Annotated in this window: 19 protein-coding genes; all 19 read right to left on the reverse strand. The window is 61.2% G+C overall.

Annotation, left to right across the window (positions count from 1 at the left end; translation table 11 throughout):
* Positions 1-105 precede the first annotated feature (105 nt).
* The 19 genes from IPI58_03515 to IPI58_03605 all read right to left on the reverse strand — a co-directional run bounded on the left by IPI58_03515 (position 106) and on the right by IPI58_03605 (position 20,761).
* The gene (locus tag IPI58_03515; protein QQR69731.1) at positions 106-738 is read right to left on the reverse strand and encodes an RlmE family RNA methyltransferase; all 633 of its coding nucleotides are present in this window, start codon (positions 736-738) and stop codon (positions 106-108) included.
* Between the two features lie 95 nt (positions 739-833).
* Entirely contained in the window at positions 834-1,598 is a 765-nt protein-coding gene (locus tag IPI58_03520; GenBank protein QQR69732.1) for a biotin--[acetyl-CoA-carboxylase] ligase, read from the reverse strand.
* A 7-nt stretch (positions 1,599-1,605) separates the two neighbouring features.
* Positions 1,606-3,105: an NADH-quinone oxidoreductase subunit N gene (locus IPI58_03525; GenBank protein QQR69733.1), complete on the reverse strand. Its 1,500-nt coding sequence runs from the start codon at positions 3,103-3,105 to the stop codon at positions 1,606-1,608.
* On the reverse strand, positions 3,102-4,592 hold the full coding sequence (locus IPI58_03530) for an NADH-quinone oxidoreductase subunit M (protein ID QQR70032.1): 1,491 nt from the start codon (positions 4,590-4,592) through the stop codon (positions 3,102-3,104). Before IPI58_03530 ends, IPI58_03525 begins: the two co-directional genes overlap by 4 nt.
* Positions 4,593-4,664: 72 nt before the next feature.
* On the reverse strand, positions 4,665-4,973 hold the full coding sequence (gene nuoK, locus IPI58_03535; GenBank protein ID QQR69734.1) for an NADH-quinone oxidoreductase subunit NuoK: 309 nt from the start codon (positions 4,971-4,973) through the stop codon (positions 4,665-4,667).
* Positions 4,970-5,578: an NADH-quinone oxidoreductase subunit J gene (locus IPI58_03540; protein ID QQR69735.1), complete on the reverse strand. Its 609-nt coding sequence runs from the start codon at positions 5,576-5,578 to the stop codon at positions 4,970-4,972. The genes nuoK and IPI58_03540 overlap by 4 nt, the downstream gene beginning before the upstream one ends.
* Before the next feature lie 125 nt (positions 5,579-5,703).
* On the reverse strand, positions 5,704-7,260 hold the full coding sequence (locus tag IPI58_03545; GenBank protein ID QQR69736.1) for a DEAD/DEAH box helicase: 1,557 nt from the start codon (positions 7,258-7,260) through the stop codon (positions 5,704-5,706).
* 300 nt (positions 7,261-7,560) lie between these two features.
* Positions 7,561-8,856, reverse strand: coding sequence for a cell division protein FtsA (ftsA, locus tag IPI58_03550; GenBank protein ID QQR69737.1), 1,296 nt, complete (start codon positions 8,854-8,856; stop codon positions 7,561-7,563).
* Positions 8,853-9,731, reverse strand: coding sequence for an FtsQ-type POTRA domain-containing protein (locus tag IPI58_03555; protein QQR69738.1), 879 nt, complete (start codon positions 9,729-9,731; stop codon positions 8,853-8,855). The genes ftsA and IPI58_03555 overlap by 4 nt, the downstream gene beginning before the upstream one ends.
* The gene (murB, locus tag IPI58_03560; protein ID QQR69739.1) at positions 9,712-10,695 is read right to left on the reverse strand and encodes a UDP-N-acetylmuramate dehydrogenase; all 984 of its coding nucleotides are present in this window, start codon (positions 10,693-10,695) and stop codon (positions 9,712-9,714) included. Before murB ends, IPI58_03555 begins: the two co-directional genes overlap by 20 nt.
* A complete protein-coding gene (locus IPI58_03565) occupies positions 10,696-12,171 on the reverse strand; it encodes a UDP-N-acetylmuramate--L-alanine ligase (GenBank protein ID QQR69740.1) in 1,476 nt (491 codons plus the stop codon).
* Complete coding sequence (locus IPI58_03570; GenBank protein ID QQR69741.1) at positions 12,168-13,322, reverse strand: UDP-N-acetylglucosamine--N-acetylmuramyl-(pentapeptide) pyrophosphoryl-undecaprenol N-acetylglucosamine transferase; 1,155 nt, start codon at positions 13,320-13,322, stop codon at positions 12,168-12,170. The genes IPI58_03565 and IPI58_03570 overlap by 4 nt, the downstream gene beginning before the upstream one ends.
* On the reverse strand, positions 13,319-14,446 hold the full coding sequence (locus tag IPI58_03575; protein QQR69742.1) for a cell division protein FtsW: 1,128 nt from the start codon (positions 14,444-14,446) through the stop codon (positions 13,319-13,321). Before IPI58_03575 ends, IPI58_03570 begins: the two co-directional genes overlap by 4 nt.
* A gap of 11 nt (positions 14,447-14,457) precedes the next feature.
* The gene (locus tag IPI58_03580) at positions 14,458-15,543 is read right to left on the reverse strand and encodes a phospho-N-acetylmuramoyl-pentapeptide-transferase (GenBank protein QQR69743.1); all 1,086 of its coding nucleotides are present in this window, start codon (positions 15,541-15,543) and stop codon (positions 14,458-14,460) included.
* Entirely contained in the window at positions 15,533-17,026 is a 1,494-nt protein-coding gene (locus IPI58_03585; protein QQR69744.1) for a UDP-N-acetylmuramoyl-L-alanyl-D-glutamate--2,6-diaminopimelate ligase, read from the reverse strand. The genes IPI58_03580 and IPI58_03585 overlap by 11 nt, the downstream gene beginning before the upstream one ends.
* On the reverse strand, positions 17,019-18,734 hold the full coding sequence (locus tag IPI58_03590; GenBank protein QQR69745.1) for a penicillin-binding protein 2: 1,716 nt from the start codon (positions 18,732-18,734) through the stop codon (positions 17,019-17,021). The genes IPI58_03585 and IPI58_03590 overlap by 8 nt, the downstream gene beginning before the upstream one ends.
* Before the next feature lie 34 nt (positions 18,735-18,768).
* On the reverse strand, positions 18,769-19,272 hold the full coding sequence (locus IPI58_03595; protein ID QQR69746.1) for a hypothetical protein: 504 nt from the start codon (positions 19,270-19,272) through the stop codon (positions 18,769-18,771).
* A complete protein-coding gene (gene rsmH, locus IPI58_03600) occupies positions 19,269-20,267 on the reverse strand; it encodes a 16S rRNA (cytosine(1402)-N(4))-methyltransferase RsmH (GenBank protein ID QQR69747.1) in 999 nt (332 codons plus the stop codon). Before rsmH ends, IPI58_03595 begins: the two co-directional genes overlap by 4 nt.
* Positions 20,264-20,761, reverse strand: a complete 498-nt coding sequence (locus IPI58_03605) for a division/cell wall cluster transcriptional repressor MraZ (GenBank protein ID QQR69748.1) — start codon at positions 20,759-20,761, stop codon at positions 20,264-20,266. Before IPI58_03605 ends, rsmH begins: the two co-directional genes overlap by 4 nt.
* Positions 20,762-21,219 lie beyond the last annotated feature (458 nt).

Here is a 21,219-nt window from a genome sequence, read left to right on the forward strand (position 1 = left end):
TATGGCATGTGAATGTCTATTATTCAAGTTTTTCATGGTCGACCAGGAATAAAAAGCTCCAAAAAGGCAAGAAATTCCAAAAATATTCGGGTGACTGTGTCGTTTTTAACCTTTAAAACCCTGAGCAAGGATAAACATCTCCACAGAATCCTTGCGACTTGCTTCAGGTTTGACACGACGAATTGTCGTGAATTGAGACTTCAATTTTGCAAAGAATGCCGCGCTATCGCCGCCTTGAAAAGTTTTACAAACAAAGCTGCCGCCTTTCTTCAGAATATGAGGGATCAAATCAGCCGCCGCTTCGGCCAACGCCATTTGTCGCCAATGATCCGTTTGCGCATGACCGATGGTCGAGGGGGCCATATCGCTTAGGACAAGATCAACTTTCCCGCCGCATGCGGCGATGATTGTCGCGGGCGCGTCTTCGCTCATGAAGTCATGAGTCAGGATTGTGACTCGCCCAATCGACTCCATGGGCAGAATGTCCACGGCCACGACGCGACTGGTGCCGTTCTCGTCCAGCTTCAGCGCCTTGGCGGCGACTTCGCTCCATCCGCCCGGCGCGGCCCCCAGGTCCAGCACGCTTTGACCGGGGCGCAGCAGATGGAAACGTTCGTCCAGTTCCAATAATTTATAGGCCGCGCGCGAACGCCACCCGTCGCGCTTGGCGGCGGCGACATAGGGGTCCTTGTGTTGGCGGGCCAGCCAGCGTTTGGATGAGGAGGATTTTTCGGCCATGCCGTCGGGCACCTTGTGTTCGTTGAATAGGCAGGGGCATAAGATCGCAAGGAAGCCTGTGGGGGATCAAATGAAATCGTCCGTGCGCTTGGTCGTTATTTTCCACAGTTAGGCGGAGAAAAGAAAAACACGTCCCCCGCATGGATCAGGCGGACGCTTCCATCATCCAAGGTCACGCGCAGCGCGCCATTATCTTCCCATGCGGTTAAGCGGGCGGAAAAGTTCTCATGGGGCAAATGAATGTCGATCCGGTCGCCGGGCTGGAAAGCGGCCCGTGTTCCCCATGCCGTGCGGATGGGGGCGAATCCGTCCGTCTGCCAAAGGGCATAGACGTTATCCAGACAGACTAGAAGCCGGGCCAGAAACTCCGCCACATCGACCGAAGCTCCATGCGCGGCCAGGGCGGTGGCGGGACGAGGCGTGTCTGTGGGGCATTGATTCAGATTAACGCCTAATCCGATGATGACGCCGTGGGGCACACATTCCAGCATTAAACCGGCGATCTTACCGCCTTCTAGCAAGACATCATTTGGCCATTTCAGGAGCAGGGCGGCTTTTTTATTATCGGGAAGATATTCTTCCAGGGCGCGCAAGACAGCCAGGGAAATTACAAAGCCCAGTTCAGGAACGCGCGAGACCGTCACTTTCGGACAGAGCAGGAACGAGACATACAAATTCCCTGGCGGCGAGACCCACTGATGCCCTCGGCGCCCGACCCCGTTCGATTGCGCCTTGGCCCAGACCAGGCTGCGTTCGGGCGCGTCCTGCTCGGCCCATTCGCTCATGCGAATCTGGGTGCTGGGCAGTGTGTCATGCGTCTCGATCTGCCAACCTTGGGGCCAAAGAGGATGAGCAGGCATGATGATCTTATGAAGGGGGAGCGGTGGAGAACAAAGGTGCCAAGGCCGCATCGGCCAAGCTCATCACGGGACCGGCCACGAAGGGGCCAGCCAGCAAAGCCAAACCGGCCACCAGGGTCACGGCCCGCAAGCCGAAGGAGGGCAGGAATTCGCCGGGGCCTACCGCATGCATGCGTATCGGCCTGGCGCGTTCAGGATCGTCATAGATCGCATGCACCACGCGCAGGTAATAGGCGGCGGCCACCACGCTGGTGACGGCACCGAAGATGGCCAAAGGAGCCATTCCCGCTTGGATCAACGGCACGAAGATAAAGAACTTACCGAAGAACCCCGCCAAAGGCGGCACCCCTGCCAGAGACAGCAAGGCGGCGGTCATGGTCAGCGCCGCGCCAGGATGACGGCGGGATAGACCGGTCAAGGCCGATAGGGTTTGCACCGGTTGGCCGTCTTGGCGCAAGGCGGCCAGCACAGACAAGGCCACGATGGCGGCGGGCAGATAGAAGATCACATAGGCCAAGGCGGCCCCTGCCCCTTCGCGCTGAGCGGCGGCCAGACCCAACAAGGCGTAACCGGCATGGCCGATAGCGCTGTAGGCCAATAGGCGTTTTAAATCTTGTTGTGCCAGAGCCGCCAAAGCGCCGATGGCCATCGACACCGTGGCCACGACCACGATCACGGGCTGCCAAACCTCGCTCCATTCGGCCAGAGGGTCCCATACCACGCGCACAAGCACGGCGATAGCGGCCAATTTGGGCGCGGCAGCAAAAATCACGACCGAAGGCGTGGGCGCGCCCTGATAGACATCGGGTGCCCACATATGGAAGGGCGCGGCGGCCAGCTTGAACATCAATCCCGCCAACAACAGAACCAAACCGGCCATCATCAGCGGCGCGGGCTTGCCCCCCGGCGTAAAGGCCGAGGCCATGGCGTCGTAGCTAAGCTGTCCCGACGCGCCATAGACCAAGGATAGGCCGAACAGGAAGATGCCCGAGGCCAAGCCCCCCAGCACCACATATTTTAGCCCCGCTTCGACGCTGCGCGGATCGTCGCGCCGCAAGGCGGCCAGGATATACAGGCACAAGGCTTGTAGCTCCAGCCCCACATACAAGACGATAAAGTCATTGGCCGCCACCGTCACCATCATGCCCAAAGTCGCAATCAGGACCAGAGCCGACCATTCGGGACGGGCGATATGATGCGCCTCGATCATGCCGCGCATGGCCCATAGCCCGGCGGCCACGGCCAGCAGCAGACCGGCTTGCGTGATCTGCGAGAAGGAATCGGCGTTGAGAGCGCCGCTGAATAAAGTAGCAGGCAAGTCTATGCCCAGAACCAGAGGCGTCACGGATGCCGCCAGGGCCAACAATGCTCCTATAGCAGCAAGGCTTGCCGCCAAACCTCCAGCAGCGGCTGTGCTGCGCCATGCGGACAGGACCACCAACAGCAAGGCCGTGGTGGCCACGATCAACAGGGGGGCCATGGCCCAAATTTCAGACAGGGGAGTCATGATCCGGTTCCTGTTAAGGCCAAGGCACCCGCCACAATGTCGTCCACACCCGGCGCGAATAAGGCTTGCACGAAAGAAGGATGCAATCCCATCGCCAGGATACCAAGACCCAGGACGACAAAGATCAACGTTTCCCGCGCTTCCAGGTCAGGGGTGACAGCAGGGGGCGTGGCGGGAGCGGTAAAGACCAAACGGCGGTATAAGATCAGCATATAGGCCGCGCCCAGCACCATGCCCAGCGCACCACCCGCTGCCGCCCATTGCCGCGAGATGAACGCGCCTTGCAGCGCAAGAAATTCTCCGACAAAGCCGCTGGTGCCAGGTAGGCCGATAGAGGCCAAGGTCAACAGCATCAAGGCCACGGCAAAGCGCGGCATGCTGCCCGCCAAGCCGCCGTAATCAGCGATGTCCCGGCTGTGACGGCGTTCATACAAAACGCCCACGGCATAGAATAATCCCGCCGAAACCAAAGCATGCGAGATCATGACCAACATCGCGCCTTGCAGGCCCTGCGGCGTGAAGCTGAACAGGCCCAGCACGGCAAAGCCCATATGCGCGACCGAGGAATAGGCCACCAATTTCTTCATATCGGACTGTGTCAGAGCCACCAAAGAGGCATAGACGATGGCGATCACCGCCAAGCCCATGACCAGAGGAGAAAAATCCAAACTGGTGCCGGGCATCATCTGCAACAGAAAGCGGATCATGCCATAACCGCCCAGCTTCAGCAGGATTCCCGCCAACAGCATGGACCCTGCCGTCGGCGCTTCGACATGGGCATAGGGCAACCAGGTATGCATGGGCCATAGAGGCATCTTGATGGCCAGGGCCAGAAAGAACGCTGCCCAGATCCAGCCGGATATCTCAGGCGGCAAGGGCTGTTGGCCGGGGCTTAGCAGGCGGGGTATGGCGGTCATGTCCGCGCTGCCGGTGTGCAGATACAAGGCGATCATCGCCACCAGCATCAGAACGGAACCGGCGAATGTGAACAGAAAGAACTTGAACGCCGCATGCCGTCGCGCCGGGCCGCCCCACAAGGCGATCAGCAGGAACATCGGAACCAACGTGCCTTCGAAAAAGACATAGAAGGCCACCAGGTCCAGCGTGGTGAAGGCCCCCAGCAAAGCCGTCTCTAGCACCAACAGCAACGACATGAACAATGGCACGCGCTGCGTGATCGATCGCCACGAAGCTAAGATCGACAACGGCACCAAGATGGCGGTGACCATGATGAACCAGGCGGAAAAGCCGTCAATGCCCTTGATATGGATAAGGCCCAGATGGGGCAACCATTCATAGTGACGGCTCAAGGCCACGCAAGAACAGCCCGGCGGCATCGCGCGTAAGGCCCAGGCGGCCAAAACCACCCCGATGATGGAGGTGACCAGCGCACTCCAACGCGCGACGGCCTCAGCGCCCTTTAACCGCGAACTTGCCGCGATGACCGCCACGCCCAATAGAGGCAGGAAGGTCAACAGCATCAACAAATGGGACGGCGCGTGGGGCGTCAGGGACATGGGATTGTTACCTTCATCCACAAAGCAAGCATGGCTTGCGTTCTAACCTTTAAGTTCGGTCATGGTGTCAGTGGCAATGGTGCCGCGCAGACGGAACCAGGCCACCAGTATCGCCAATGCCACCGCCGTTTCCGCCGCCGCCACCGCCAGAACGACCAACGCCAGCACATGGCCGCGCAGATCGCCCCAGTGCAGGGCAAAGGTCAGGATATTAAGGGTGGAGGCCAGCAGGACCAGTTCAAGACACATCAGCAGCGCAATCAGATTGCGCCGATGCACCACCATGCCGCCCGCGCCGATGGCCAGCAGCAGGGCCGAGACGATCAGATAATGGCCAAGATTGATGATCATCGTTCGATATTCACTCCCCCACCGACGGGCGGATGCGTCAAAGTCAGAACCTCGCGAGGATCACGGGCGATTTGCGCGTCCAGGTCCTGCCGTTTGACTCCCTCGCGGCGTCGCAAGGTCAGAACGATCGCCCCAATCATGGCCACCAGCAGAATCATCCCGACCATCTGGAACGCCACCGCGTCCTTGGTGTACAGCACGCGGCCTAAGGCACCCAAAGAAAACAGCTTCTCCGCCCCCTTGGCCGGAATGGCGGCGGCGTCATGCGACCATGACCAAGCCGCTGTGCCCAATTGCGCCGCCAGCAACGCGCCGATAGCCAAGGCCACGGGCCGATGGCGGCGCAAGCTGGGATCATGCAGGGGAATATCCAGCATCATGACCAGGAACAGGAACAACACCGCGACCGCCCCGACATAAACGACGATCAAGACAAGGGCGAGAAACTCGGCCCCCAGCAGCAGGAACAAACCGGCGGCGTTGATAAAGGCCAGAATCAGGAACAGCACCGCATGCACCGGATGCCGCGCCGCGACCACCATGACGGCGGCCAAGAGCAACACGCTGGAAAACAGGATAAAGAGCAGATCGTGCGCCATGACCATCCAAGTGCGGGATGCGTTGCGACAAGTACGGAACCTGTCTTAGCGCGCCAGGCCCGAATTGTCACGGGCGGCGGCAAACCCCTGTTTCCAAAATTGTTTCCAACAGGGGCTTGCTTGCAGGAATATTATTCCCCAGCCGGGATTACCCGTGCCGGGACGGGTTTTTGCATGAAGGCCGGAACGCGGTCGCCATGGAATCCGGGGCCAGAGTGCCGGACGACGGCGGTTTGATGAAACTGACGCTCGGGCCGTGCGGCAAAGCTGTGCTGCGAGGCCGTAGCCATAGAGCTGGGCGCCATAGCCGTATGTTCAAAGACCGGCCTTGCGCTGGGCAGAGGCGGATTGGGCAGAGGCAGGCTAGGACGCGGCTGGGGCGTTTCTTCCCTGGCGACGGTGGCACTGCGGTGCACGGATACGGGCGAAGGCGTTTCGGCGCTGTGTTCGCCGCGCGTGCTGGGCGCACGCGCTTGACCAACACGGGTCCCGCCGCCACGACCGCCGCGCATGGTACGGCGCGGCTTTTCAGTTTCGCTTGAGGGTTCTGCCTCGATTCCTTGTGCCGGCGCTTCAAACCCAGCCAAAGCGGGAATGGGGCGACGGATCAGAGACTCGATGGCCTGCAAACGTTCGCCCTCGCTGGAAGTGACCAAGGTCACCGCCGAGCCCGAGCGTCCGGCACGGCCTGTGCGGCCAATGCGGTGGACATAGTCTTCGGCGTTGATCGGCACATCAAAGTTGAACACATGGCTGACATTGTCGATGTCCAGACCTCGGGCCGCCACGTCGCTGCATACCAAAAGGCGCGTTTCGCCCCCTTTGAAAGAGGCCAGAATCTCCGTGCGGCGTTCCTGGGGCATGTCGCCATGCAAGGCACCGACGGGAAAGCCGTGACGCTTTAAGGAATTGAACAGGACATCCACATCGCGCTTGCGATTGCAGAAAATGAAGGCGCTGTCCACCTGTTGACCGCGCAGCAGATCTCGCAGCACGTCGCGCTTGTCGCGGCTGGCCACCTTGACCACCGATTGCGCGATGGCATCGACGGTGGAGGAAGGCGGCGCGACGCTGACTTCCTTGGGGTTTGTCAGGAATTTTTGCGCCAATTTGCGAATCTCGGTCGGCATGGTGGCCGAGAACAACAATGTCTGGCGGCTCTTGGGCAGACGCGAGGCGATCTTCTCGATATCGGGAATGAACCCCATATCCAGCATACGGTCGGCCTCGTCAATGACGAACATGCGAATATCCGTCATCAAGATGCGTCCGCGATCGAACAAGTCCATCAGGCGGCCGGGGGTGGCGATCAGCACATCCACGCCGGTTTCCATGCGGCGTATCTGCGCGTCCATCGACTCGCCGCCGATCAGCAATGCCTGGGTCAGGCGGTGATGGCGTCCATAATTGTCAAAATCGCCGGCCACCTGGGCCGCCAATTCGCGCGTGGGTTCCAGAATCAAGGATCGCGGCATGCGCGCCTTGGCTCGGCCCTGGGACAGTTTATCCAGCATGGGAAGCACAAAACCCGCCGTCTTACCGGTGCCTGTCTGGGCGCAGCCCAAAACATCGTGTCCGGCCAGAACCAGGGGGATCGCTTGTTGCTGGATAGGGGTGGGGGATTGATACCCGAGGTCAGCGACCGCGCGCTGCACTTCGGCACTTAAACCTAGATCGTTAAACGACATGAATAGGGACATTTCTCCTTAGTCAACCACCCGCTTTGCGGTCCTTGCCGGAAAGCGGTTGCGGTCATACTCTAACCGCGACGGGCCACGATGAACTTTTCGTTGCTGGCCTGTCCTGACACCGTCCACCATGGACGGCGCATTCGAATCTCTTCACTAGAGAGTATAGATGAAGAATAGATGAAAGCCAGGAAAAAAGAGGCCCCTATCATAAAATGACCCTATTTTTGGCATAGGTACCAAAAGAAATATATAATATAATTCAATGTATTAATTTAGGAAGCGCCCTAGCGGCGCGGATCAGATATTTTGTCGCACCCAGCTCCATGCCTTGCCCAGCCAACTGGACGGGGCAAGGGATTGGGCGACGGCGGCGGAAAGGCCGGGGCGGCGGGCTTGCAGCAATAGGCCCACGGCGGAGGAAAAAGCGGGGCTGTCGGCTGACAAAAGGTCAAGGCCGTTGATGCCAAAGGGTTGGCCCAGGCGCACAGGGCGTTCCAGTTTGCGCTCGGCAAGCTCGACCATGCCGGGCATTTGGCTGGCACCGCCGGTCAGCACGACGCGCCGGGCGGAACTGCGTAAGGCCGCTTCGTCCATGCTCTCGCGCAGCATTTCAAAGATTTCTTCCACGCGCGGACGAATGATGCGGGTCAGCTCGGAACGCGGTCTTTGCCGCGCGACGCTTTCCCCCATAGGCAGCACGTCGATGGCGGCGCGGTCGTCGCTGGGGCTGGGCAGGGCGTTGCCGTGTAGGATCTTTAATCGCTCGGCCTGGGGCAAAGAGGTGGTCAGGCCATGGGCGATATCGGCGGTGACATGCGCCCCACCGATGGGCAGCGCGTTCATATGGACGGCCTCGCCCTCGCTGAATAGGGCGAAACTGGTGGTGCCCGCGCCCATATCGACGATGGTCGCGCCCAATTGCATTTCATCCTCGGTCAGACAGGCAAAGCCGCTGGCATAGACGCCAAGGCTTAGTCCCTGGACGCGCTCGACCCCGCATCGGGTCAGCGTGTTGAGCAGGGTGTGCAAGGCGGTATAGGAGGCTTCCACCCGCACCACACGGGCAACCAATTGATGACCGACCAGGCCGCGCGGGTCATGGATGCCCTCATGCCCGTCTAAAAGAAAGCCGCTGGGGAGCAAGTGAACGGTTTCAAGCTGCGCGCCGCCCGAAAAGCTTGGTTCTTCCGGCTCTTGATTCGTGGCTTGCAAAAAGGCGCGATTTACATCCTGCGCGGTGACTTCACGCCCGCCGATCTCCATCTCGACACGCATTTCGCGCGAACGAATGGGCGCGCCGCCCAACGTGACCAAGACATGCTCGGCCGTCGTGCCGGCCATTTGTTCGGCCGAATCCATGGCCTGAGTGATGGATTGATGCGCCGCCTCGACATCCACGACCATGCCCTGGCGCATGCCGGTGGCGGCCTGGTGGCCGATGCCGATGACCTTCAGCCCGTCATTCTCGTCCAGCACGCCGATCAGGCAGGCGATCTTGCTGGTGCCCACATCCAAGGCGGCGATCGGTTGGTCGCGGCGCAGCAGAGCTTGGGCACGAGGACGCACAAGAGGAGAAAACGAAGCAGCGCTCATGGCTTGGAACCGGTCTTAACGGGGGGTGGGGCGATAGGGTCGGGCGCAACATCGGGACGACGCTGGACGATCAAGCGGTCCTCGAAGCGCAGATCGATACTGACGAACAACCCGTCCAGGACATGCTGTTGCGACTGAAGCTTGCAAAGACGGGCGATGGCCGATGCCGTTTGCTCTTCGGGGAAGTTCAAGGTGATCTTATCGTCAAGGCGCAAATCCCAGCGTCGATTGGCAATGCGCTGTGCCGTCAGTGTGCGGCCTGATAAGGCGGAACACTGCGACACCTCGGCCAGGAAACGCGCGCCCTCTTTTTCGGCACCTTCGCCTACCAACAGCGGCAGATGCCGGAAGCGTTCGAGATTCTCGCGTGTCAAAACGCGGCCCGTATCGTCGATCAATGCCATGCGTCGGTCATTCTGCCACAAGGCCATCGGTCGCCTTTCGATCAACCGCACCACGATGCGCCGAGGCAGTCGGCGCGCGACGAAGGCTTCGGACACCCACGGCAATTGACGCAGGCGTTGTTGGCTGGCTGCCGTGTCGAATTCCATGATCGGGCCGCCGCGCATGATGCCAAGCTCGGTCAACACATCGACCAGGGGAGTCTCTTGCCGGCCCTCGACCACGATGTCATCGACGCGCAGACCCGCCTGCCTGCTCCATTCGAGAGTTTGATTCCAAAGGCTGGCCTGAACGGCTTGGGCTTGACGCTCGAACCAGCCCGAACGCCAACCCCATACCAAAGCGGAGAGCATCAGGCATAAAGCGGCGATCGCGGCGGCGATGGCCACAAGGCGCAGCGACCATTGCACGGGCGGCTTGCGCCGTCCGCGTCGGCGCGGCGGCGGCAGGTGGCTACGGCGCAACCGGGCCATGCGAATCTGATTCCGATGAAGCGGCTTGGCCCAGACGCCGGATTTCCCATTCCAGATCGATGCCAAGCGATTCACGCACGCGGCGGCGGACTTCTTCGGCCAAGGCCTCGATATCGGCGGCCGTGGCCTCGCCGCGATTGATCAGGAAATTGCAATGCATCTGCGAAACCTCGGCATCGCCCACGCATAGGCCTCGGCATCCGGCTTGTTCGATCACCTGCCAGGCTTTTTGTCCAGGCGGATTGCGGAATGTCGATCCGCAGGTGCGCGCGCGTAGGGGCTGCGTGTCCTCGCGGTTGCTTTGGATATCGCGCATGCGGGCGCGGATGGTCTCCGTCTCGCCGGGCGTACCTTCCAAGATGGCCGATGTGACAATGGAATCGCCAGGTAAGGCGCTGCCGCGATAGACCAGGCCCAGTTGCTCGACGCTTAGGTCCTCCTGGCGCCCATCGCGGTGGACGATATGCGCATGATGTAGGACTTGGCGAAACTCGCTGCCATAGGCACCCGCATTCATGCGTACGCCTCCGCCGATCGAGCCGGGAATGCCGATCAGAAATTCCAGCCCCGCGATTCCGGCGGTCGCGCCCGCGCGGGCGACGTCGATATTGGCGGCGGCGGCACCGCTTTCAATCCTCAAGCCCTGCGTCTCGATCTTACGAAAGGCGGGGCCTAGGCGAATGACGACGCCCGGCACGCCGCCGTCGCGGATCAGCAGGTTCGAGGCCAGGCCGATGGGCGTGATAGGCACATCCGGTGGACATGCTGCCAGAAAATCCGCCAGGTCCTGGGCATCGGCGGGACGGAACATGACCTCGGCCGGTCCGCCGACGCGAAACCATGTCAGCGGTGCCAGCGGCACATGGGTTTGAAGATCGCCGCGTACACGGGGCAGACGAAGCAGCAGGGCCGGTCCGTCGAGCGGCACGAAGGCGGATGTGGAGGTAGGCTCGGAGTCGGACATTTAGACGCTCACGGCTTTGTTGGACAACGACTCGCCCGCCAGGACCGTCAACTGGCCTGGCAGGGCGTTGGCCCATTGCGAGATGCTGCCCGCGCCCAGGCATACGACGAAATCGCCCGGCTGGGCCAGATCATGCACCAAGCCGGCCAGACGCTCGGGCCCTTCCAGAGTCAGGACCTGGCGATGCCCGTGGGCGCGCAGCTTTTCGGCCAACATATCGCGGTTGATGCCTTCGATGGGCGGCTCGCCTGCAGCATAGACATCGGCCACGATCACGATATCCGCCTCGTTAAAGCAGGTGCAGAACTCCTCGAACAGGCTGGCCAGGCGCGTATAGCGATGCGGCTGCATGACGGCGATGGTGCGGCCCTTGCCGCCGGTGGCCAGACGCGCCGCCGATAAGACGGCGGCGATCTCCACCGGATGATGGCCGTAATCGTCGATGACGGTCACCCCGTTCACTTCGCCCGTGCGGGTAAAGCGACGTTTGACGCCGGTGAACTCGGCCAAGGCGGCGCGCAAGGCGGATTCGGGCAGGTCCATGGTGACGCCCACGGCCAAGGCGGCCAGCGCGTTTTGCACATTGTGCCGGCCCAGCATGGACAAGTTCATCTGCGGCATGCGGCGCTCTTTTCCGGTGCGGCGGTCGGTGATGACGGCGTCGAATAGGCTGCCATCTCGCGTGGTTTCCACATCCACGGCGCGGATATCGGCCTGTGGCGTGAACCCATAAGTCACGATGCGCCGATCATCCAAAACCGGGATCAACGACTGGACTTCCGGATGGTCCAGGCACATGACGGCAAAGCCGTAAAAGGGGATATTCTCGACAAAAGTGGCGAAGGCGCGCCGGACGGCGTCGAAATCGCCGTAATGGTCCATATGCTCGGGGTCGATATTGGTGACCACGGCGATGGTGGCGGGCAGATGGGTGAATGTGCCGTCGGATTCGTCCGACTCCACGATCATCCAATCGCCCGCGCCCAGGCGCGCATTGGTGCCATAGGAATTGATGATTCCGCCATTGATAACGGTGGGGTCCATTCCCGCTTTGTCGAATACCGAGGCGATCAGCGAGGTGGTGGTGGTCTTGCCATGCGTGCCGCCCACGGCCACCGACCATTTCAGGCGCATCAGCTCGGCCAACATCTCGGCGCGACGCACCACGGGGATAAAGGCCGCGCGGGCGGCCACGATCTCGGGATTGTCTTTCTTGACGGCGGAGGAGACGACCACCACACCCGCCATGCCCAGATTTTCGGCGCGATGGCCGATCGCCACGGGAATGCCGCGCGCGCGAAGACGCTGGACATTGGCGCTTTCGGCCAGATCGCTGCCTTGCACGCGATAGCCCAGATTGTGGAGAATCTCGGCGATGCCGCTCATGCCGATGCCGCCAATGCCCAAGAAATGCACCGTTCCCACCGGCAAAGGGGTGGGGCTAAGCCGGGGCTGAAGAATCTGAGGGTGTCTCATGTGGATGCGCGTCCTTGCGCGTTGACGCGCACCGAACCCAGGCGTTCGACCATGTCGGCCAATTGGCGCGCAGCGTGGGGATGGCTGAGCGTCCGGCTGGCACTGGCGGCCAATTGCAAGGTCGCGGGAATGCCCAGCAATGATTCCAGACGTGCCGCCAGGGATTCGCTGGTTAAACTGGCCTCGGCCATGACCCAGGCGGCCCCTGCCGCTTCGGCTTCGCGGACATTGGCGCTTTGCTCGTCGCGCAAGGCATGGGGATAAGGCACGAAGATCGCCGGACGTCCGGCGGTCATGATCTCGGCCACGCTGGAAGCCCCCGCCCGCGCGATGACCAGATGGCACGCGGTCAAGCGTTCGGTGATGTCGGAAAAGAAAGTTTGCACGTCGCCTTCCACCCCGGAATCGCGCAACAAAGCTTGGGCGCGGGCCAGGAAGTCCTGAGGCGCTTGCAAGTCGATGCGCAGATTCTGCCGCAAGCTCAAAGGCAGATGCATCACGGATTCGGCCACGATCTGCGCCAGTTTCTGCGCGCCTTGGCTGCCGCCGATGACCAAAATCTTCAGTTTTTGCCCTTGCGTGGCGGGGTAGGGCTGCGCGCCGATGGCGGCGATCGCTTCGCGCACGGGGGTGCCGGTCGTCACCATGCGGCCCGCTTCGATATCCTCGCAGCCTTGCGTTTTGGCGAAGGAGGTGGCCACCAGCCAAGCGCGGTGTCGGAAAGAGATATTGGCCTTGCCCATGACGGCATTGGCTTCGTGTATCGCCATCGGGATGCCGTATATCCACGCGGCCCACAGCGGCGGCAATGTGGGATAGCCGCCAAAGCCCAGCACCATGGCCGGACGTTGGACGCCGAACCATGTCAGCGCGCATGCCAGCCCCATTCCGGCCTTGATGACGCCCGCGAGCTTGGCAAAGATCGAACCGCCGCCACGGCCTGCAGGCAGCACCACGACTTTCAGGCCGCGCGGCAGAGCGTCTTTCAGAAAACGCCGTCCCCGCACATCGGTCGCCAAGGTCACGCGCTGTCCGCGTTCCAAAAGTTCCGCCGCCACCGCCAAAGCGGGAAAGACGTGACCGCCCGTCCCTCCTGCCGCCAGGATGATGGGGCGTTTCAGGATGACGGCGGCGGGGTCCGTGACGGTCATGATTCCAGGGATTCCCATGTCTCGTATCGCTTTCGTGTCAGGGACAAGATCATACCCGCCGCCAGGGCCAATGCCCAGAGGGAAGAACCGCCATAAGAGATAAAGGGCAAGGTCATGCCTTTGGTGGGCGTGAGATGCAAGGCGGAACCCATATTGATGAAGGCCTGCATGCCCATCTGCACCAACAATCCGCCCGCCGCGAGCAGGGCGAAAAGATTGCGTTCGTTACGGAGTGCCAACAGGCCGCGTATGGTGATGAAGGCGAACAAAGCGATGATGAAGAGGCAGACGATGGCCCCCATTTCCTCGCCCGCGACGGCAAAGATGAAATCGGCATGGGCATCGGGCAGATGGTTCTTGACGGTGCCTTCTCCGGGACCGGCTCCCAATAGGCCGCCATTGGCGAAAGCTTCCAGGGCGCGTTGAACCTGATAGGTGTCGCCGCTGGCCGGGTCCAGGAAACGGTCGATGCGGCTGGTGACATGGGGAAATGTCAGATACGCGCCATAGGCGGCAATCGCGCCCACGGGTAAGATCGCCACGACCCAGCGCACGGATAATCCGGCCATGAACAACTGACAGCCCGACGTGAACAAGATCAGTAAGGTCATGCCCATGTCAGGCTGCATCAGCAGCAAGCCAAAGGCCAAACTCAGCAGAGCCAAGCCCAGCAGACGACCGGGAAAGCCCGGCGCTTGGATGCCATGGGCCAACAGCCAAGCCAGGCTGACGGCCAGGCAAGGCTTTAAGAACTCCGAAGGCTGAAAGGACAGGCCGGGCAAGGCCAGCCAACGGCGCGCGCCTTTGATCTCGACTCCCCAAAACAAGGTGGCGGCCACCAGAACGAGAGAGATTAAGCATCCCACCACCGCCAGGCGTCGCGTCGATACGGGGCTAAGCAGCGAGGTGGCCAACATGACGAACAAGCCCACCACCAGCACGATCATGTGGCGTTCAAAGAAATAGAAGGGCGATAGGCCGATGCGTCCGGCCACGGCCGAGCCTGCGGCCTGGATCAGCACGATGCCCAGCAGCATCAGCAAACCAATCGCGCCCAATGTCCAGCGATCCACCGTCCACCACCAGCGGCTGAGCAAAGAAGGATCCGCGCGGTTGGGCATCATGGCCGTGTCCCCTAGCGCAGTTTCAAGGTGGACAGCCCCACCAGGGCCAGAATGGCCGCGATGATCCAAAACCGGATGACGACGGTGGATTCCGCCCAGCCCAGCTTCTCGAAGTGATGGTGCAAGGGGGCCATGCGAAAGACACGTTTTCCCGTGGTCTTAAAGGACAAGACCTGAATGATGACCGAGACGGTCTCCAGGACGAACAACCCGCCGATGATGGCCAAGACGATTTCGTGCTTGGTGATGACGGCGATGGTGCCCAGCGCGCTGCCGATGGCCAAAGAGCCGGTATCGCCCATGAAGACCTGGGCAGGCGGCGCGTTGAACCACAAGAAACCCAATGATGCGCCCAGCAAAGCCCCACAAAAAACGGCCATCTCGCCCGCGCCGGGTACGAAATGCAGATGCAGGTAATTGGCGAAGACGGCATTGCCGGTCAGATAGGCGATAAGGCCCAGACAGACAGCCGCGAACATGGTGGGGACGGTGACAAGGCCGTCCAGCCCATCGGTCAGATTGACGGCGTTGCTGCTGCCGGTGATGACCAAAACGGCAAAGGGAATGAACAAAGGACCCAAGGGGATCAACACGTCCTTGAAAAAGGGGACGGCCAGGCCTCCGGCCAGGCCCCCGGGGCTGGCCTTGAAGATCAGTAAGGCGGCCACGCAAGACAGCATGATTTCAAGTCCCAGCCGCGTGCGGGCGCTGATGCCTTTGGTGTCGCGGCGCGAAAGCTTCAGATAGTCATCGGCAAAGCCGATCGCCCCAAATCCCAAAGTGACGCACAGCACCACCCAGACATACATATTGGTCAAGTCGGACCATAAAAGTGTGCTGATGAACACCGAAGGCAGGATCATCAACGCGCCCAAAGTGGGCGTGCCTTTTTTGCGCAGATGGCTCTCGGGGCCATCATGGCGGATCGGCTGGCCGTGGCCTTGCATTTTGCGCAGCCATCGGATCATCGGCGGAGCGATGACAAAGCAGATGATCAGCGCGGTCAATATCGCCGCGCCCGTGCGGAAGGTGATGTAGCGAAATAGATTGAACAGCAGCAGATCGCCCGAATAGGGCGCCAAGAGATTATACAGCATGGGACGTGTTCTCCGGTGACAGTTGCGCCAATATGGACTTGGCTATTTCGATATCATCAAAGGGGAAGACCTGTTCGCCGACGATCTGGCCGCTTTCATGGCCCTTGCCCGCGATGACCAGAACGTCTCCTTGCGCCAAGGAATGGATGGCGGTGTGGATGGCCTGGGCGCGGTCGCCCATCTCAACGGCCTTGGGACAATTCGCCATGATGGCGCGGCGGATGGCGGCGGCGTCTTCGTGGCGGGGGTTGTCGTCGGTCACGATGACAGCATCTGCCAGACGCTGGGCGATCTGCCCCATCAAGGCCCGTTTGCCGGAGTCGCGATTGCCGCCGCAGCCGAACACCACCCAAAGACGCCCTGGCGTATGCGCACGCAAGGCGTTCAGAATTTCCTCTAATGCGTCGGGCTTATGCGCATAATCCACATAGACCGCCGCGCCGCAAGGATGCGCGCCGACATAGTGCAAACGCCCGGGCACGCCCTGCAACCGAGGTAGAACCGCGATGATCTTTTCAAGGGGCGTTTCGTCGGCATGCACCAAGGCCATGGCGGCCAAGACGTTATAGGCTTGAAAGCGTCCGGCCAAGGGCAAGGTTACGGCATGGGTCGCGCTTTGGGTCACCAGTTGGAAGCTTTGGCCATTATTGGTCAGCTTGTGATCCGTGATGCGCCAGGAGCAATGCGGCTGGGATCCATAAGAGATCACGCGAATGCCGCGCTTTTGGCATATATCGCGCGCGGAAGAGAAGGCGGACATGTCGCCGTTCAAGACAGCTATGCCATCGGCGGGAAGAAGCTCGCTGAATAGGCGAAGTTTGGCTTGAAGATAGGCCTCGATCGTCAGATGGTCGTCCAGATGGTCGCGCCCAAAGCCGGTGAAGGCGGCGGCGCGAAGGCGCACGGCATCGGGGCGGTGTTGGTCCAGACCTTGGCTGGAGGCTTCAAAGGCCAGGTGCGACACACCGCCTGCGGCCAATGCGGCCAGTTTGGCATGCAAGGCCACCGGGGCCAGCGTGGTCATTGAGCCATATTCCGAGCCGGTCGAAGTGACCAGGCCGATGGTGCCCAGACTGGCCGCATTCTGCCCCAGAAGATTCCATATCTGTTGTGCCAGGCACACGGTGGATGTCTTGCCGCTGGTGCCGGTGACGGCGGCGATGAATGGAGGCTGGGCATGGGCAAAAAGCGCGCTGGCCAAATGAGAAAGCCGCGCGCGGGGATGCGGGTCGCGGATCACCGGCACGCCTTCGGGCACCAAGGTCTCAGGCACGGCCAGAACGGCCACGGCTCCGGCGGCCAAGGCAGCTGGGATAAAGGCCGCGCCGTCTTGACGCTTGCCGGGGATGGCCGCGAACAGATATCCCGGACGAATGGCGCGCGAATCCTCGCTGATCCCCGCAATCATGGGATTCTGGCCCCGCGGGGATTCTGGCCCGGCCAGGTCCGAGAGGGGCAAGGGGGTGAAAGCGGGATCATTCATGCCTTGAGTCCTGATAGAGCGCCGGGTCAATGGCAAGCATTTCTTTGACGACCGCGTCATCATCGGCCACGGGCACGATTCCCATCAAGGGAGCGACCCGGCTGACCACGCGCCCGGCCATGGGCGCGGCCACCCAGCCGCCCGTGGCGAATCCGGCGGTTTCTTTGATTCCTTTGGGTTCGTCCAACATGGCAAACACCACATAACGCGGGGCATGAGCCGGGAAGATGCCGACGAAAGAGGATAACCGGGCGTTCTTGTTATAGCCGCCCACGCCCAATTTCTCGGCGGTGCCTGTCTTGCCGCCCACCACATAGCCGGCGGCATTGGCCGCCTTGGCCGTGCCCTCGGTGACCACCAGACGCATCAGCTTGCGCATCTGGTTCGAGACTTTCGAGCTGATGACTCTTTCCGCCATCGGGGGATGGTCCAGCTTTAACAATGTGGGGCTGTGATATGTGCCGCCATTGACGACGGCGGATATCGCCGCGCAGAGCTGCAAAGCCGTCACGGCGATGCCATGGCCGAAGGACACGGTCATTAAGGTCAGGTCTTTCCATTGGCGAGGCACCATGGGCACGCCGCTTTCGGGCAGCTCCAGGTCCAGCGCATTTAACAGGCGCAGATCGGTCAGGAACTGGCTCATGGCCTCGGCTCCCAGTTTCAGCCCGATACGCGCCGCGCCGATATTCGAGGAATGCAGATAGATTTCAGGAACCGTCAACCAACGATTCTCGGGATGGAAATCGCTGATACGAAACCGCCCCGATGTGATGGCCTTGGTGGCGTCAAAGCGATCCGCCATTTTGATAATGCCCCGATCCAAGGCGGCGGCAATGGTGAAAGTCTTAAAGGTCGATCCCATCTCGTAAACGCCCAACGATGCTCGGTTGAAGCGAGCGTTGTCCGAGGCGGATTCGGGCGCGTTGGGATCGAAATCGGGTAAGGAAACCATGCCCAGCACTTCGCCGGTGTTCACATCCATCACCACGCCCGCCGCGCCCAAGGCGTGGAATTGGTTCATCGCGCTGCTGAGTTCTTCACGCAAAATATGTTGGATGCGTAGATCCAGCGCCAAAGGCAAAGCCGTGGTGCGCGTGCGTAGATCGTGGTCCATCCCCTTTTCCACGCCGGACAAGCCGTCATCATCGATGCCGGTATAGCCCAGCACATGCGCGGCCAAAGTGCCCGAAGGATAGACGCGGCGGCTGTCTTTCTGGAAAAACAGTCCGGGGATGCCCAAAGCGTTGATGGCCTCGTATTGGCGCGGGGTCAGATGACGCCGGACCCAGACGAAACGCCGGCGGCTTTTCATGTCCTCCATCAATCGGGGCTTGTCGATATCCTTCAACACCGTGGCCAGTTTGGTTGCCGCCTCGCCTGGGTTCAGCACTTGGGCCGGATCGGCATAAAGCGAGACGGTAGGCAAAGAGCTGGCCAGCGGCGTGCCGTTGCGGTCCACGATGTCGGCGCGGCCTGTTCCGGCCTCGCCTGCCGCGCTGGAATCGGATTCCTCCACGCTGTGCCAGACCGACACGTCAATCAGGCGCACGGCCAATCCGAAAAAACAGATGCCTGCCAGAATGGCGACAATCAGCAGTCGCGCATGCGCCATATCCACGCAGGCTTGCAAAGGGCTTAGCGCCGCGCCGGCCATGCCGGCTGCGGACGGGTTCCCGCCAAGGTTCAGCCCCGGCAGAAGGGGCATCCGTGGAGCGCCCCTAGCCAAGGCTACCCCCCTTTTAGTTCTGAGGTGTCAGCGCGGCAAGGCGCAGGACGGGTTCGCCATTCTCATCCAGATATGCGCCATCCCACGTCCCTTCCTCCATCATCGCAACGCGCTGAGGCGTGGCTGCGGGAGCGGGGCGACGTATGGCGGCGGCAGGCTTGACGACGCTTGTCGTGCCCAACAGGACCTTACCATTGGCCGGCTGTTCGACGCGGGCCACCAAGGGCGCGGGATCCTGGTTCAGTCGGCGCATGGCACCGGCGGCCATGATCTGTTGATGATCGGCGTTCTTCAGGCCCAGATGACGCGCGGCCAGACGCTCCAAACGCTTGGGCTGGTTCAGCAAGGCCCATTCGGCCTGCAGCACATGCAAGGATTCCCGTTCGGCCATCATTTGGACGTGGGTATCTTGCAAGGCGCGACGCGCCTCGTCGTAATGATACGATGTCTTGTAGAGGACGACGCTCATCAGGATCGTCGTGACGGCACCCAAGATCGTCATGCGGCGGCTGTTCATGCTGCGGATCTCCTCTGAGATAGGCACGGGGAATCCAGCCGGATCGCCGCGCGCAGCTTGGCCGAGCGCGAACGGGGGTTGGCAGCGATTTCCTCGGGCGAGGGTGTCACGGCGCGCGATGTCAGGACCTGCCAACGCGCACAGACGGCGGCGGCGGCGGGCTGATGGCGCGAGGGGGCGGGCGCGCGGCTCGACCCTTGGCGCAGGAAGTTTTTGACGCAGCGATCCTCCAGCGAATGGAAGGCCACCACCACCAGGCGTCCGCCCGGGCGCAATATCTGCTCGGCGGCGGCCAGGCCGCGCTCCACTTCGCCCAGCTCGTCATTGGCGGCCATGCGCAGGGCCTGGAACGTGCGCGTGGCGGGATCAGTGCCGGTGCGTGCCGCCTGGGCCTGGCCCACGGGGCCTAGGGCCTTGCGGATCAGATCGGCCAATTCATGGGTGCGTGTTAAGGGGTGTTCCTGCCGCGCCTGCACGATGGCGCGCACGATGCGACCGGCACCCCGTTCTTCGCCAAGCTCCGCGATCAAGGCCACAAGCTCGGCCTCGGGCATGGTGTTGACCAGGTCCGCTGCGCTGGCACCCTCGCCCTCGGGACCTTCCATCCGCATATCCAAAGGGCCGTCCTTTTGAAAGGAAAAGCCGCGCGCCGCTTCGTCCAACTGGTCCGAAGACAGGCCCAGGTCCAACGTCACGCCATCGACCTGGGTCACGCCCATCTCGCGCAACACCTGCCCCATCTGCCCGAAGCGACCGGATACAAGCGTTAAACGACCGGCGAAAGCATCGGCCCATTCCTGGGCGCGCGCCAAAGCCTGCGGGTCGCGGTCGATCCCGATCACTTTGGTGTCGGTGGATTGTAAAATGGCGCGGCTCCATCCGCCGCCGCCAAAGGTGCCGTCCACATAGGTGCCGCCCGAGACAGGGGCCAGATGCGCCAACATTTCCGCCGGCATGACGCTGCGGTGGCAGGACGGGGCGAGGGTAAGGCTCATGCCGCACCTCCGCTGCCTTCGCCGCCGCGACGCGCCAAGGCCTCGGCAATGATTTTGCTGAGGGACACGTCATGCGCCAGCGCGGCTTGACGCGACTTGGTTTCATGCGTGGTCAGGCGTTGAGGCTGCCAGATTTGGAACGTCTTGCGCCGCCCGACAAAGGCGGCCTCGCCGTCCAATCCCGCCGCCTGCGCCATCGCATCGGGCAGCAGCACACGGCCTTCGCCGTCGAAAGGCAGGAATTGAGAGCCGCCAAAGATGGTCGTCTCGATCAACTCATACATTTCGGGCGTCAGATTGGGCAGTTTTTCTAGGCTATCGCTCAGCAGTTCCAGATGCTCGACGCTGCATGCTTCCAAGGCTTCGTGCTGCAATGAACGGAACACGACGATCCCTTGCGCCTGCGCGCCCAGGACGGCGCGGAAGGGTGCAGGAACCGAGACGCGGCCTTTTTTATCCACGCGGTTCACATATGTTGACAAAAATACGGCCATTCACCGTTTTCCAATCCGTCAACAAGCTTCACGAACAGGCCTTGAGAGGCCTTGGCGATAGGGGTGGCCTGTCGCATCAGGGGGTACGACGCGACAGGCACCAATTCATCTCTTCCCAGAGGGGATATCAGGGTCCAGATGGTGTCGTATGGGATATCATGGGTAGCGATGGTCTGTCAATGAAAAACGATGGGTTTTTCTGCTATTTTTATGTCTATACAGACTATCGGCGACTGAATTCTTGGTTAATAAATAGTAAATCTAGTCTTGATGTCTCAAGTCAGCTGTACAAGTTCTTTGTATGTTCTCATATAGGCAGAAAATTTATCCACATTGTCCCCAGGCGAGGTGTGGATAATCTTGGAATCCTTAGTCCGGATACCTGATCGAGCTCAGGTGAATGGCGCAGAGCCGTAAGGCATCCCATCGTGCCGCCCGTCGCGCATCCATTGACATGA

This window comes from Alphaproteobacteria bacterium, from assembly GCA_016699305.1.
GTDB lineage: Bacteria > Pseudomonadota > Alphaproteobacteria.

What these genes read in the sequence shown, in the direction of transcription:
- IPI58_03515 (QQR69731.1), bottom strand. Translation starts at nt 738, where the DNA reads ATGGCCGAAAAATCCTCCTCATCCAAACGCTGGCTGGCCCGCCAACAC.
- IPI58_03520 (QQR69732.1), bottom strand. Translation starts at nt 1,598, where the DNA reads ATGCCTGCTCATCCTCTTTGGCCCCAAGGTTGGCAGATCGAGACGCAT.
- IPI58_03525 (QQR69733.1), bottom strand. Translation starts at nt 3,105, where the DNA reads ATGACTCCCCTGTCTGAAATTTGGGCCATGGCCCCCCTGTTGATCGTG.
- nuoK (QQR69734.1), bottom strand. Translation starts at nt 4,973, where the DNA reads ATGATCATCAATCTTGGCCATTATCTGATCGTCTCGGCCCTGCTGCTG.
- IPI58_03540 (QQR69735.1), bottom strand. Translation starts at nt 5,578, where the DNA reads ATGGTCATGGCGCACGATCTGCTCTTTATCCTGTTTTCCAGCGTGTTG.
- IPI58_03545 (QQR69736.1), bottom strand. Translation starts at nt 7,260, where the DNA reads ATGTCGTTTAACGATCTAGGTTTAAGTGCCGAAGTGCAGCGCGCGGTC.
- ftsA (QQR69737.1), bottom strand. Translation starts at nt 8,856, where the DNA reads ATGAGCGCTGCTTCGTTTTCTCCTCTTGTGCGTCCTCGTGCCCAAGCT.
- IPI58_03555 (QQR69738.1), bottom strand. Translation starts at nt 9,731, where the DNA reads ATGGCCCGGTTGCGCCGTAGCCACCTGCCGCCGCCGCGCCGACGCGGA.
- murB (QQR69739.1), bottom strand. Translation starts at nt 10,695, where the DNA reads ATGTCCGACTCCGAGCCTACCTCCACATCCGCCTTCGTGCCGCTCGAC.
- IPI58_03565 (QQR69740.1), bottom strand. Translation starts at nt 12,171, where the DNA reads ATGAGACACCCTCAGATTCTTCAGCCCCGGCTTAGCCCCACCCCTTTG.
- IPI58_03570 (QQR69741.1), bottom strand. Translation starts at nt 13,322, where the DNA reads ATGACCGTCACGGACCCCGCCGCCGTCATCCTGAAACGCCCCATCATC.
- IPI58_03575 (QQR69742.1), bottom strand. Translation starts at nt 14,446, where the DNA reads ATGATGCCCAACCGCGCGGATCCTTCTTTGCTCAGCCGCTGGTGGTGG.
- IPI58_03580 (QQR69743.1), bottom strand. Translation starts at nt 15,543, where the DNA reads ATGCTGTATAATCTCTTGGCGCCCTATTCGGGCGATCTGCTGCTGTTC.
- IPI58_03585 (QQR69744.1), bottom strand. Translation starts at nt 17,026, where the DNA reads ATGAATGATCCCGCTTTCACCCCCTTGCCCCTCTCGGACCTGGCCGGG.
- IPI58_03590 (QQR69745.1), bottom strand. Translation starts at nt 18,734, where the DNA reads ATGCCCCTTCTGCCGGGGCTGAACCTTGGCGGGAACCCGTCCGCAGCC.
- IPI58_03595 (QQR69746.1), bottom strand. Translation starts at nt 19,272, where the DNA reads ATGAACAGCCGCCGCATGACGATCTTGGGTGCCGTCACGACGATCCTG.
- rsmH (QQR69747.1), bottom strand. Translation starts at nt 20,267, where the DNA reads ATGAGCCTTACCCTCGCCCCGTCCTGCCACCGCAGCGTCATGCCGGCG.
- IPI58_03605 (QQR69748.1), bottom strand. Translation starts at nt 20,761, where the DNA reads ATGGCCGTATTTTTGTCAACATATGTGAACCGCGTGGATAAAAAAGGC.